Genomic DNA, 12657 nt, shown 5'->3' with positions numbered 1-12657 from the left:
GCCACCGCGAGAGCTTTTCCTTTCATTCACAGGAATACTCTCGGTGCCCGCCCCGGCGCATTCAGTTGATGAGGCTCCGGAGGAATGTGAGATTCACTTCTTCCAGCGAGGCCACGACCACCCGGCCCTCGGCGGGTGCGATCGGGGAGACCGAGGGCACGGCGACCACCCGGCAGCCGGCGGCCTCGGCGGCGGCCACCCCGGTCGCGGTGTCCTCGATGACGGCGCACAGCCGGGGGTCGACGCCGAAGCCGCGCGCGGCGGTGAGGTAGGGCTCGGGGTGCGGCTTGGTGCGGGTGACCTCGTCGCCGGCGACGGTGAGCGCGAAGTGGTGGTGGCCCACCGAGTCCAGGACGCGGTCGATGATGCGGCGGTGCGACGCGGAGACGAGGGCGGTCGGGATCTCGTGCCGGCGCAGTTCGGCGAGGAGGCGGGCGGCGCCGGGCATCAGCGGCACCCCGTTGCCGATGCGCTTCTCGAACCGGTCGTTGAGCAGTACGGCGGCCTCGTCGAGGGTGATGTCCGCGCCGGTCGCCTCGATGAGGTATCCGGTGCTGCGGGACATGGGCCCGCCGACGACCACGTCCCGCCAGGCCTCGTCGAGCCGGTGTCCGAGTCCGGCGAAGACCTCGACCTCGACGTCCCACCAGAAGCCCTCGGTGTCGACCAGGGTGCCGTCCATGTCGAGAAAGACGGCCTGGAGGGCAGCGCCCTCCGCCGTGCGGGTCAGGGACGCGGGAACCGTACTGGTCATCCGGCACACCTTCCATGAGGGACGAGAAGGCCGGCCACCCGTCCCGGAGGATGGGCGACCGGCCTGCGCTGGACCGACCAGTGTACGACGTGATCGGCTACGACGCGTCGAACGGAGTCCTACCGCGCGTTGAAGTACTTCGCCTCCGGGTGGTGGATGACGATCGCGTCGGTCGACTGCTCGGGGTGCAGCTGGAACTCCTCGGAGAGGTGGACGCCGATCCGCTCCGGCTGGAGCAGGTCCGCGATCTTCGCGCGGTCCTCCAGGTCCGGGCAGGCGCCGTAGCCGAGCGAGAAGCGCGCGCCCCGGTACTTCAGGGCGAACATGTCCTCGACGTCCGCCGGGTCCTCCCCCGCGAAGCCCAGCTCCGAGCGGACCCGGGCGTGCCAGTACTCGGCCAGGGCCTCGGCGAGCTGGACGGAGAGGCCGTGCAGCTCCAGGTAGTCCCGGTAGGCGTTGGCCTCGAAGAGCTTGGCGGTCTCGGTGCCGATCCTGGAGCCGACGGTGACGACCTGGAGGCCGATGACGTCCGTCTCGCCGGACTCCTCGGGGCGGAAGAAGTCCGCCAGGCAGAGGCGGCGGCCACGGCGCTGGCGCGGGAAGGTGAAGCGGGTGCGCTCGGAGCCGTCCTCGTGGAGCAGGATCAGGTCGTCGCCCTTGGAGACGCAGGGGTAGTACCCGTAGACGACGGCCGCTTCGAGCAGGTTGTCGGTCTGGAGCCGGTCTAGGAGGCCGCGCAGCCGCGGGCGCCCCTCGCTCTCGGCGAGCTGCTCGTACGTGGGTCCGTCGCCGGCCCTGGCCTGCTTGAGGCCCCACTGGCCCTTGAAGAGGGCGCCCTCGTCCAGCCAGGAGGCGTACTCCTTGAGCTGGATGCCCTTGACGACCCGGCTGCCCCAGAACGGCGGAGTGGGGACCGGGTTGGTGACGGAGACGTCGGAGCGGACGCCCTCCTCCGGCTCGTTCACCTCCAGGACGGCGGTGTCCCGCTTGGGGACGCGGCGCTGCTTCAGCTCGGGGAGGGTGGCGCCGGGGACGCCGCGCTTCACGGCGATGAGCGCGTCCATCAGGCGCAGGCCCTCGAAGGCGTCGCGGGCGTAGCGCACCTCGCCCTCGTAGATCTCGTGCAGGTCCTGCTCGACGTAGGCGCGGGTGAGCGCGGCGCCGCCGAGGATGACCGGGTAGTCGGCGGCCAGCTTGCGCTGGTTCAGCTCCTCCAGGTTCTCCTTCATGATCACCGTGGACTTCACGAGGAGGCCGGACATCCCGATGACGTCCGCCTGGTGCTCCTCGGCGGCCTCCAGGATCGCGGAGACGGGCTGCTTGATGCCGATGTTGACGACGTTGAACCCGTTGTTGGAGAGGATGATGTCGACCAGGTTCTTGCCGATGTCGTGGACGTCGCCGCGGACGGTGGCCAGGACGATGGTGCCCTTGCCCTCGGCGTCCGACTTCTCCATGTGCGGTTCGAGGTAGGCGACCGCGCTCTTCATGACCTCGGCGGACTGGAGGACGAACGGCAGCTGCATCTGGCCGGAGCCGAACAGCTCGCCGACGACCTTCATGCCCGCCAGGAGGGTGTTGTTGACGATGTCGAGTGCCGGCGTGTCCTTCAGCGCCTCGGCGAGGTCGTCCTCCAGGCCGTTCTTCTCGCCGTCGATGATGCGCCGCTGAAGCCGCTCGTCGAGCGGGAGGGCGGCCAGTTCCTCGGCCTTGCCCTCCTTCAGGGACTTCATGTTGACGCCCTCGAACAGCTCCATGAGCTTCTGCAAGGGGTCGTAGCCCTCGGCGCGCCGGTCGTAGATGAGGTCCAGCGCGACCTTGACCTGCTCCTCCTCCAGCCGGGCGATCGGCAGGATCTTCGACGCGTGCACGATCGCCGAATCCAGCCCGGCCTTCACGCACTCGTCCAGGAAGACCGAGTTCAGCACGACACGGGCGGCCGGGTTCAGACCGAAGGAGATGTTCGACAGGCCCAGCGTCGTCTGCACGTCCGGGTGACGCTTCTTCAGCTCCCGGATCGCCTCGATCGTGGCGACCCCGTCCTTGCGCGACTCCTCCTGACCCGTGCAGATCGTGAACGTCAGCGTGTCGATGAGGATGTCCGACTCCTGGATGCCCCAGGTGCCCGTCAGATCCGCGATGAGCCGCTCCGCGATGGCGACCTTGTGCTCGGCGGTCCGGGCCTGGCCCTCCTCGTCGATCGTCAACGCGATCAACGCCGCACCGTGCTCCGCCGCCAGTCGCGTGACCTTGGCGAACCGCGACTCCGGCCCGTCCCCGTCCTCGTAGTTGACGGAGTTGAGGACCGCGCGGCCGCCCAGCTTCTCCAGTCCGGCCCGGAGCACGGGCAGTTCCGTGGAGTCCAGGACGATCGGCAGGGTGGAGGCGGTGGCGAACCGGCCGGCCAGCTCCTCCATGTCGGCGACGCCGTCGCGGCCCACGTAGTCCACGCACAGGTCGAGCATGTGCGCGCCCTCGCGGATCTGGTCGCGGGCCATCTCCACGCAGTCGTCCCAGCGGCCTTCGAGCATGGCCTCGCGGAACTTCTTGGACCCGTTGGCGTTCGTGCGCTCCCCGATCGCCAGGTACGCCGTGTCCTGGCGGAAGGGGATGGACTGGTAGAGGGAGGCGGCGCCGGGCTCGGGGCGCGGGTCGCGGGCGGCCGGGACCGTGCCCCGTACCCGCTCGACCACCTGGCGCAGGTGCTCCGGGGTCGTACCGCAGCAGCCGCCGACCAGCGAGAGGCCGTACTCCTGGACGAACGTCTCCTGCGCGTCGGCCAGCCCCTCGGCGTCGAGCGGGAAGTGGGCGCCGTCCTTGGTGAGGACCGGCAGTCCGGCGTTGGGCATGCAGAGCAGCGGGATGCGGGAGTGGCGGGTGAGGTAGCGCAGGTGCTCGCTCATCTCGGCCGGACCGGTCGAGCAGTTCAGGCCGATCATGTCGATGCCGAGGGGTTCCAGGGCGGTCAGGGCCGCGCCGATCTCGGAGCCCAGGAGCATGGTGCCGGTCGTCTCGAAGGCCAGCGAGCACAGCAGCGGGAGGTCGCTGCCGAGGGCGTCGAGGGCGCGGCGGGCGCCGAGGACGGCGGCCTTGGTCTGGAGGAGGTCCTGCGTCGTCTCCACGATCAGCGCGTCGGCGCCCCCGGCGATCAGGCCCTCGGCGTTCGCCTGGAAGCCGTCGCGGATGGTGGCGTACGGGATGTGGCCGAGGGTCGGCAGCTTGGTGCCGGGGCCCATGGAGCCGAGGACCCAGCGCTGCTCGCCGGCGGACGCGGTGTACTCGTCGGCGGCCTCGCGGGCGATGCGGGCACCGGCCTCGGAGAGTTCCCGGACGCGCTCGGGGATGTCGTACTCGCCGAGCGCCGCGTGGTTGGCCCCGAAGGTGTTGGTCTCGACGCAGTCGACGCCGACGGCGAAGTACGCCTCGTGCACGGAGCGCACGATGTCCGGCCGGGTGATGTTGAGGATCTCGTTGCAGCCTTCAAGGTTCTCGAAGTCCGCGAGCGTGGGGTCCTGGGCCTGGAGCATGGTGCCCATGGCACCGTCGGCCACCACCACGCGGGTGGCGAGCGCCTCGCGGAGGGCTGCGGCTCGGTTCCGGCTGTCGGCGGACGGGGTCGGCGACGAGGCCATGGATGTACTCCCTGGGATGCGACGGCTGTCGGCTTTGCGTCTTCGGCGGAAGGCGCACCCGGCCAGGGTAGCCGGGCCGCGACCTGGGCCGTCACTCTGTCCCACGAGCCGGACGGCATCCTGATGACGGGGGTTCCGGTGTCGCGAGGTGCTGCGGACTTCCCCCGCGCCCGAGCGCGGGTCGGCATCGGCCGATAGTGTTCAGCATTGTCGAACAACGTGGAGGGGTACGGCGCGATGGCCAAGAACATCCAGTCGCTGGAGCGGGCGGCGGCGGTGCTGCGCCTGCTGGCAGGCGGCGAGCGACGGCTCGGGCTGTCCGACATCGCCTCCTCACTGGGCCTGGCCAAGGGCACCGCGCACGGCATCCTGCGCACCCTCCAGCACGAGGGCTTCGTGGAGCAGGACGCCGCCTCCGGCCGCTACCAGCTGGGCGCGGAGCTGCTGCGCCTGGGCAACAGCTACCTCGACGTCCACGAGCTGCGGGCCCGGGCCCTGGTCTGGACGGACGACCTGGCCCGGTCCAGCGGCGAGAGCGTCCATCTCGGCGTGCTGCACCAGCGGGGCGTGCTCATCGTCCACCACGTCTTCCGGCCCGACGACAGCCGCCAGGTGCTGGAGGTGGGCGCCATGCAGCCGCTGCACTCCACGGCGCTGGGCAAGGTGCTGGCCGCGTACGACCCGGTGGCGCACACCGAGGCGATGGAGGCGGAGCGGCAGTCGTTCACGCCCCGGACGGTGACCGGCGCCGAGGAGTTCGAGACCGTGCTGGACGGGGTGCGGGCGCGGGGCTGGGGGTCGGACGTGGAGGAGACCTGGGAGGGTGTCGCCGCGGTCGCCGCCCCGATCCACGACCGGCGCCGGATGCCGGTGGGGGCCATAGCCGTGACGGGCGCGGTGGAGCGGGTCTGCAAGGACGGCGAGCTGCGGCCGGAGCTGGTCGCCGCGGTCCGGGACTGCGCCCGCGCGGTCTCGCGGGACCTGGGCGCCAGGCGCTTCTGAGCAGCCCGCGTACCCGGCCGGCTCCCCGCGTAACGATCGATTCGTACGTCACATCCCTCTTGACGCTGCCTTCGCCCGGGAGAAACACTGCCGTTCACCGGTCGGCATTGTCGAACACTTAACGGATATTCGCGTTAGGGTGTGACCGTGCCAAGGGCCGGCCAAGCCCTCACACGAGGGCGCGGACCACCGGTGGGACCCGGGGTTCGGCTTCCTGGACGAAGGACAAAGGAGTCGCGGGTGTCCAGCTCCGACATCTTCATCGGCGAGACCATCGGTACCGCCGTACTCATCCTGCTCGGCGGCGGTGTCTGTGCCGCCGTCACGCTCAAGCACTCGAAGGCGCAGAACGCCGGCTGGGTCGCCATCACCTTCGGGTGGGGCTTCGCGGTACTGACCGGCGCGTATCTCGCCGGCGGCGTGTCGGGGGCGCACCTCAACCCGGCCGTCACCATCGGCCTGGCCATCGAGGGCGGAACGAAGTGGAGCGACGTACCGCTCTACCTCGCCTCGGAACTGCTCGGCGCGATGATCGGCGCGGTGCTGGTCTGGCTGACCTACTACGGGCAGTTCCGGGCCCACCTCACCGATCCGGAGGTCCTGCGCACCCATTCGGGTGAGGAGGGCATGGTCGACCAGGCCGCGGCCCCCAAGGCGGGACCGGTCCTCGGTGTCTTCTCGACGGGCCCCGAGATCCGCAACGCCGTGCAGAACGTCCTCACCGAGGTCATCGCCACGATCGTGCTGGTGCTCGCCATCCTCACCCAGGGCCTCAACGCCGACGGCGACGGCCTCGGCACGCTGGGCGCGCTGATCACCGCCCTGGTCGTCGTCGGCATCGGCCTGTCGCTCGGCGGGCCGACGGGGTACGCGATCAACCCGGTCCGCGACCTCGGCCCGCGTATCGTGCACGCGCTGCTTCCGCTGCCGAACAAGGGCGGCTCCGACTGGGGCTACGCCTGGGTCCCCGTCGTCGGCCCGCTGATCGGCGGCGCACTCGCGGGCGGCCTCTACAACCTCGCCTTCGCCTAGGCGCCCCACCCACCCCACACAGACCTCCGGGAGCACACCGTGACCGACGCACACACCACCGGCAGCCACGGCGCCGGGCCGTTCATCGCGGCCATCGACCAAGGCACGACCTCCAGCCGCTGCATCGTCTTCGACAAGGACGGGCGGATCGTCTCCGTCGACCAGAAGGAGCACGAGCAGATCTTCCCCAAGCCGGGCTGGGTCGAACATGACGCGGCCGAGATCTGGGCGAACGTCCAGGAAGTCGTCGCCGGGGCGATCTCCAAGGCGGGCATCACCGCGGCCGACGTCAAGGCGATCGGCATCACCAACCAGCGCGAGACCACCCTGCTGTGGGACAGGCACACCGGTGAGCCCGTCCACAACGCCCTCGTCTGGCAGGACACCCGTACCGACGTGCTCTGCAAGGAACTCGGCCGCAACGTCGGCCAGGACCGCTTCCGCCGCGAGACCGGGCTGCCGCTGGCCTCGTACTTCGCCGGGCCCAAGGTGCGCTGGCTGCTCGACAACGTCGAGGGGCTGCGCGAGCGGGCCGAGCGCGGCGACATCCTCTTCGGCACGATGGACTCCTGGGTCATCTGGAACCTGACCGGCGGCACCGACGGCGGCGTCCACGTCACCGACGTCACCAACGCCTCGCGCACCCTCCTGATGAACCTGCACACCATGCAGTGGGACGAGAAGATCTGCTCCTCCATCGGCGTGCCGACGGCCGTGCTGCCCGAGATCCGGTCCTCCGCCGAGGTCTACGGCACCACCAGGGGCGGCGTGCTCGACGGGGTGCCGGTGGCCTCCGCGCTGGGCGACCAGCAGGCGGCGCTGTTCGGCCAGACCTGCTTCTCCGAGGGCGAGGCCAAGTCCACGTACGGCACCGGCACCTTCATGCTGATGAACACCGGTGAGACGCCCGTCAACTCCTACAACGGTCTGCTGACGACGGTCGGCTACCGGATCGGCGACCAGAAGGCGGTGTACGCCCTGGAGGGGTCGATCGCCGTCACCGGTTCGCTGGTCCAGTGGATGCGCGACCAGATGGGGCTGATCCAGTCCGCCGCCGAGATCGAGACCCTCGCCTCCTCGGTGGAGGACAACGGCGGCGCGTACTTCGTGCCCGCGTTCTCCGGCCTGTTCGCACCGTACTGGCGCCCGGACGCCCGCGGTGTCATCGCCGGTCTCACCCGTTACGTCACCAAGGCGCACATCGCCCGTGCCGTACTGGAGGCCACCGCCTGGCAGACGCGTGAGATCAGCGACGCCATGACCAAGGACTCCGGTGTCGAGCTGACCTCGCTCAAGGTCGACGGCGGCATGACCTCCAACAACCTGCTGATGCAGACGCTCGCCGACTTCCTGGACGCGCCCGTGGTGCGTCCGATGGTCGCCGAGACCACCTGCCTCGGCGCCGCCTACGCCGCCGGCCTGGCCGTCGGCTTCTGGCCGGACACCGACGCGCTGCGCGCCAACTGGCGCCGCGCCGCCGAGTGGACCCCCCGTATGGACGCGGACACCCGCGCCCGCGAGTACAAGAGCTGGCTCAAGGCCGTGGAACGCACCATGGGCTGGCTGGACGACGAGGAGTAGACGACATGACCACCCTGCAGAGCGTCCCCGCACTCGGGACGCATCCGGCCTCCGGCTCCCTCCCGAGCCGCGCCGAGACCCGGGAGCAGCTCTCCAAGGCGACGTACGACCTCCTGGTGATCGGCGGCGGCATCCTGGGCATCTCCACCGCCTGGCACGCCGCGCAGTCCGGACTGCGGGTGGCCCTGGTGGACGCCGGCGACTTCGCCGGCGCCACCTCCTCCGCCTCCTCCAAGCTGCTCCACGGCGGTCTGCGCTACCTGCAGACCGGTGCGGTGAAGCTGGTGGCGGAGAACCACTTCGAGCGCCGTGCGGTCTCCCGCCAGGTCGCCCCGCACCTGGCCAACCCGCTCACCTTCTACCTGCCGGTCTACAAGGGCGGGCCGCACGGCGCGGCGAAGCTCGGCGCGGGCGTGTTCGCGTACTCGGCGCTGTCCGCCTTCGGCGACGGGGTCGGCCATGTGATCAGCCCGGCGCGGGCGGCACGCGATGTGCCGGAGCTGCGCACGGACAACCTGCGGGCCGTCGCGGTGTACGGCGACGACCAGATGAACGACGCGCGGATGGCGCTGATGACGGTCCGCGCGGCCGTCGACGCGGGCGCGGTGGTGCTGAACCACGCGGCGGTGACCGGGCTCCGGTTCACCCGGGGCCGGGTGACGGGCGCGGAGCTGCGGGACTCCATGGACGGCACGGAGTTCGGGGTGACCGCCCGGCTGGTGCTGAACGCGACCGGGCCGTGGGTGGACCACCTGCGGAAGATGGAGGACCCGAACGCGGCGCCCTCCATACGCCTGTCCAAGGGCGCCCACCTGGTGCTGAAGCGGACCCGGCCGTGGAAGGCGGCGCTGGCCACGCCGATCGACAAGTACCGCATCACGTTCGCCCTGCCCTGGGAGGACATGCTGCTGCTCGGCACGACGGACGAGGCGTACGAGGGCGACCCGGCGGATGTCGCGGTGACCGAGAAGGACACCGCGCAGATCCTGGACGAGGCCGCGTTCTCGGTACGCGACCAGCAGCTCTCCCGGGACCTGATCACCTACTCCTTCGCCGGACTGCGGGTGCTGCCCGGCGGGCCCGGCGACACCTCGAAGGCCAAACGCGAGACGGTCGTGACGGAGGGCCGGGGCGGGATGCTGTCGGTGGCCGGCGGCAAGTGGACGACCTTCCGGCACATCGGCCGTACGGTGATGAACAAGCTGGCCGCGCTGCCCGGGCACCCGCTGGCGGAGGACATGGAGCCGATGGCCCGGCTGCCGAGGAAGCTGCCGCTGCCCGGGATCGCCTCCCCGAACGCGGTGGCGCACCGGCTGCTGGTGGACGGGGGGACGCCCGGTCCCCGGATGGCGGCCGACACCGCGCGCCATCTGGCCACGCACTACGGTTCGCTGGCCTTCGACATCGCCCGGCTGGCCAACGAGAACCCGGCGCTGGCCGAGCGCATCCACCCGGACGCGCCGGAGGTCTGGGCGCAGGTCGCCTACGCCCGGGACCACGAGTGGGCCGAGACCGCGGAGGACGTGCTGCGGCGGCGGACGACGCTGACGATCCGGGGCCTGGCGACGGACGAGGTCCGGGCCGGTGTGGAGAAGGTGCTCGGCGAGCGGCGCGGCTGAGTCGCGGGCGGCCGGTGCGGCCGAGCGGACCTCACTTCGGTCCGACGGTCGTACCGGCCTTCTTCATGGCCGCATAATGGGGCGATACATCGGATGTCTGGAGGTCGCCCATGGCTGTCACCGACGAGGCCATCGAGAAGATCAAGGGAATGATCGTCTCGGGTGCGCTGAAGCCCGGCGATCGTCTCCCCAAGGAGAGCGAACTCGCCTCTGAGCTGGGTCTTTCCCGCAACTCGCTGCGGGAGGCGGTGCGCGCCCTGTCGCTGATCCGCATTCTCGACGTCCGCCAGGGCGACGGCACGTATGTGACGAGCCTCGACCCGCAGCTGCTGCTGGAGGCGCTGAGCTTCGTCGTGGACTTCCACCGGGACGACACCGTGCTGGAGTTCCTGGCGGTGCGCCGCATCCTGGAGCCGGCCGCGACGGCGATGGCGGCGAGCCGGATCGGCGAGGACCAGCTGGACGCGCTGAGCGCGCAGCTCGACGCGCTGGGCGAGCGGCCCTCGGTGGAGGAGCTGGTCGCCTGCGACCTGGACTTCCACCGGGGCATCGTCCAGTCGTCCGGCAACTCGGTGCTCTGCTCGCTGCTGGACGGGCTCTCGGGGCCGACCACGCGGGCGCGGGTGTGGCGGGGGCTGACGCAGGAGGACGCGGTGAGCCGGACGCTGCATGAGCACCGGGCGATTCTGGCGGCGCTGCGGGACCGCGACGCGGAGGCCGCGCGGGCGTGGGCGACGGTGCATGTGGCGAGCGTGGAGCAGTGGCTGCGGTCCACGTTGTGACCGTTCCCGCGGCTCGGACCCGGTGGGCATGGCGGGGTGCGGGTTCAGCTGCCGGCGGGGCGCAGGCGCAGGCCCTGCATTCCGCCGTCGACGGCGAGGGCGGTGCCCGTCACGGAGGCCGCGGCGGGGCTCGCGAGGTAGCCGATCGCGGCGGCCACCTCGTCGGCGGAGACCAGCCGGCCCAGCGGCTGCCGGGCGTTCAGCGCGGCGCGTTCGGCGGCCGGGTCGTCCGCCCGGTCCAGCAGCCGGCCGATCCACGGGGTGTCGGCGGTGCCGGGGTTGACGCAGTTGACGCGGACGCCCTCGCGGACGTGGTCGGCGGCCATGGCGAGGGTGAGCGCGAGGACGGCGCCCTTGCTCGCGCTGTACAGGGCGCGCTGGGGCAGCCCGGCGGTCGCGGCGATCGAGCAGGTGTGGGTGATGGACACGGCTCCGGGGCGCTCGGCTGCCGCGCGGCGCAGGTGCGGCAGGGCGTGCCGGGCGGCCCGGACCATGCCGAGGACGTTGACGTCGAGGACCCGGGCCCACTCGGTGTCGTCGTTGTCCTCGACGGTCCCGATGGCGCCGATGCCCGCGTTGGAGACGAGGGTGTGCAGGGAGCCCAGCTCGGCGGCGGCCCGGTCCACCCCGGCGCGCACGGCGGCGTCGTCGGTGACGTCGGCCTCGACGGCGAGGGCGCCCCGGGGTGCGCCGGAGGTGTCGCGGTCGAGGACGGCGACCCGGGCGCCGCGCTCCAGGAGCAGGGCGGTGACGGCGGCGCCGATGCCGGAGGCGCCCCCGGTCACCAGGGCGTTCATCCCGTCGAAGTCGCGTGTGCCGGTCATCGGCTCTCCTCCTTCTCGTGGCGCCGGGCCTGCCAGACGGGGCCCTGCGGGTAGCGGTGTGCGGCAATGGACTCGGGGCGCATTTTGGCCGAGAAGCCGGGGGACGCCGGGGCGGTGTAGCGGCCGTTCACGATGACGGCGGGGTCGGTGAAGTGCTCGTGGAGGTGGTCGACGTACTCGATCACCCGGTCCTCGTGGGTGCCGGAGACGGCCACGTAGTCGAACATCGAGAGGTGCTGGACGAGTTCGCAGAGTCCGACGCCGCCCGCGTGCGGGCAGACCGGGACGCCGTACTTGGCGGCGAGCAGCAGGATCGCCAGGTTCTCGTTGACGCCGGCCACGCGTGCGGCGTCGATCTGGACGAAGTCGACCGCCCCGGCCTGGAGGAGCTGCTTGAACACGACCCGGTTGGCGACGTGTTCGCCGGTGGCGACCTTGACCGGCTGTCCGGCGCGGACGGCGGCGTGGCCGAGTACGTCGTCGGGGCTGGTGGGCTCCTCGATCCAGTGCGGGTCGTACGGGGCGAGCGCGGTCATCCACGCGAGGGCGTCGGCGACGTCCCAGCGCTGGTTGGCGTCGACGGCGATCCGGACGCCGGGCCCGACCGTCTCGCGGGCGAGCGCCATCCGGCGGACGTCGTCCTCGACCCGGCCGCCGACCTTGAGCTTGATCTGGGTGAAGCCCTCGGCCACGGCCTGCTCGGCCAGCCGGACCAGCTTCTCGTCGGAGTAGCCGAGCCAGCCGGGCGAGGTGGTGTACGCGGGGTAGCCCTCGGCGCGCAGCCGGGCGGCGCGTTCGGCGCGGCCCGGTTCGGCGGCGCGCAGGACGGCCAGCGCCTCGTCGGGGGTGAGGGCGTCGGTGAGGTAGCGGAAGTCGACGAGGGAGACCAGCTCCTCGGGCGTCATCCCGGCCAGGAACTCCCAGACGGGTCTGCCCGCCAGCTTGGCCGCCAGGTCCCAGGCGGCGTTGACCACCGCGCCGGCCGCCATGTGCATCACGCCCTTCTCGGGTCCGAGCCAGCGGAGTTGCGAGTCGTGCGTGAGGTCCCGGTACAGGGCGCCGAGTGCGGCGGCCGTCCGGGGCACGGGGCGCCCGGTCAGGTAGGGGCGCAGTGCCTCGATCGCGGCGGCCATGACCTCGTTGCCGCGGCCGATGGTGAAGCAGAAGCCATGGCCCTCGGCCGGCTCGCCGTCCGTCCCGGCGGCGTCGGTCCGCAGGACGACGTAGGCGGCCGAGTAGTCGGGGTCGGGGTTCATGGCGTCCGAGCCGTCCAGTTGTTCCGAGGTCGGGAAACGGATGTCGTGGACCTCGAAATCCGTGACGGTCTGACTCATGCGCGCCCCCAGGAGAAATAACATCGGACCTCTGTTCCGGTCATCCGATGTATAGCCGCATCCGAGGGCGCAAGTCCAGAGAGAGGTCGGAATTTTC

9 protein-coding genes are annotated in these 12657 nt (G+C 71.3%); 5 read left to right on the top strand and 4 right to left on the bottom strand.

Going from position 1 to position 12657, the window contains the following annotated elements; translation table 11 throughout:
- Positions 1-61: 61 nt before the first annotated feature.
- Both ACFUJY_RS09370 and metH read right to left on the bottom strand, forming a co-directional pair.
- Positions 62-754 carry an HAD family hydrolase gene (locus ACFUJY_RS09370; protein ID WP_383296855.1) on the bottom strand — a complete coding sequence of 231 codons (693 nt, stop codon included), beginning with the start codon at positions 752-754 and terminating at the stop codon, positions 62-64.
- Positions 755-873: 119 nt separating this feature from the next.
- Positions 874-4386: a methionine synthase gene (gene metH / locus ACFUJY_RS09365; protein ID WP_383296852.1), complete on the bottom strand. Its 3513-nt coding sequence runs from the start codon at positions 4384-4386 to the stop codon at positions 874-876.
- Between the two features lie 237 nt (positions 4387-4623).
- On the opposite strand from metH, the gene ACFUJY_RS09360 reads away from it, so the two are divergent.
- The 5 genes from ACFUJY_RS09360 to ACFUJY_RS09340 all read left to right on the top strand — a co-directional run bounded on the left by ACFUJY_RS09360 (position 4624) and on the right by ACFUJY_RS09340 (position 10402).
- Positions 4624-5388, top strand: a complete 765-nt coding sequence (locus ACFUJY_RS09360) for an IclR family transcriptional regulator (protein ID WP_383297453.1) — start codon at positions 4624-4626, stop codon at positions 5386-5388.
- A 240-nt stretch (positions 5389-5628) separates the two neighbouring features.
- Entirely contained in the window at positions 5629-6420 is a 792-nt protein-coding gene (locus ACFUJY_RS09355; RefSeq protein ID WP_383296849.1) for an MIP/aquaporin family protein, read from the top strand.
- Between the two features lie 39 nt (positions 6421-6459).
- Positions 6460-8001 (top strand): glycerol kinase GlpK, encoded by a 1542-nt coding sequence (gene glpK, locus ACFUJY_RS09350; protein WP_383296846.1) that lies wholly within the window; start codon positions 6460-6462, stop codon positions 7999-8001.
- A gap of 5 nt (positions 8002-8006) precedes the next feature.
- Positions 8007-9620 carry an FAD-dependent oxidoreductase gene (locus ACFUJY_RS09345; RefSeq protein WP_383296843.1) on the top strand — a complete coding sequence of 538 codons (1614 nt, stop codon included), beginning with the start codon at positions 8007-8009 and terminating at the stop codon, positions 9618-9620.
- A 110-nt stretch (positions 9621-9730) separates the two neighbouring features.
- Entirely contained in the window at positions 9731-10402 is a 672-nt protein-coding gene (locus ACFUJY_RS09340) for a FadR/GntR family transcriptional regulator (RefSeq protein ID WP_383296840.1), read from the top strand.
- Between the two features lie 44 nt (positions 10403-10446).
- Here the strand turns inward: ACFUJY_RS09340 and ACFUJY_RS09335 are convergent, their stop codons facing one another.
- The gene (locus tag ACFUJY_RS09335) at positions 10447-11226 is read right to left on the bottom strand and encodes an SDR family NAD(P)-dependent oxidoreductase (protein WP_383296837.1); all 780 of its coding nucleotides are present in this window, start codon (positions 11224-11226) and stop codon (positions 10447-10449) included.
- Positions 11223-12560: an enolase C-terminal domain-like protein gene (locus ACFUJY_RS09330; RefSeq protein ID WP_383296834.1), complete on the bottom strand. Its 1338-nt coding sequence runs from the start codon at positions 12558-12560 to the stop codon at positions 11223-11225. The genes ACFUJY_RS09335 and ACFUJY_RS09330 overlap by 4 nt, the downstream gene beginning before the upstream one ends.
- Positions 12561-12657: the final 97 nt, after the last annotated feature.

It is taken from the genome of Streptomyces sp. NPDC057249, assembly GCF_042669245.1.
Classification (GTDB): domain Bacteria; phylum Actinomycetota; class Actinomycetes; order Streptomycetales; family Streptomycetaceae; genus Streptomyces.
The sequence above is the reverse complement of the archived record's forward strand: the minus strand, read 5'-3'. Positions and strand labels throughout refer to the sequence as shown.

Excerpts from the sequence above, each read along its gene's own strand:
- ACFUJY_RS09340 (WP_383296840.1), top strand. The coding sequence starts at position 9,731 with ATGGCTGTCACCGACGAGGCCATCGAGAAGATCAAGGGAATGATCGTC.
- metH (WP_383296852.1), bottom strand. The coding sequence starts at position 4,386 with ATGGCCTCGTCGCCGACCCCGTCCGCCGACAGCCGGAACCGAGCCGCA.
- ACFUJY_RS09360 (WP_383297453.1), top strand. The coding sequence starts at position 4,624 with ATGGCCAAGAACATCCAGTCGCTGGAGCGGGCGGCGGCGGTGCTGCGC.
- ACFUJY_RS09345 (WP_383296843.1), top strand. The coding sequence starts at position 8,007 with ATGACCACCCTGCAGAGCGTCCCCGCACTCGGGACGCATCCGGCCTCC.
- ACFUJY_RS09370 (WP_383296855.1), bottom strand. The coding sequence starts at position 754 with ATGACCAGTACGGTTCCCGCGTCCCTGACCCGCACGGCGGAGGGCGCT.
- ACFUJY_RS09330 (WP_383296834.1), bottom strand. The coding sequence starts at position 12,560 with ATGAGTCAGACCGTCACGGATTTCGAGGTCCACGACATCCGTTTCCCG.
- ACFUJY_RS09335 (WP_383296837.1), bottom strand. The coding sequence starts at position 11,226 with ATGACCGGCACACGCGACTTCGACGGGATGAACGCCCTGGTGACCGGG.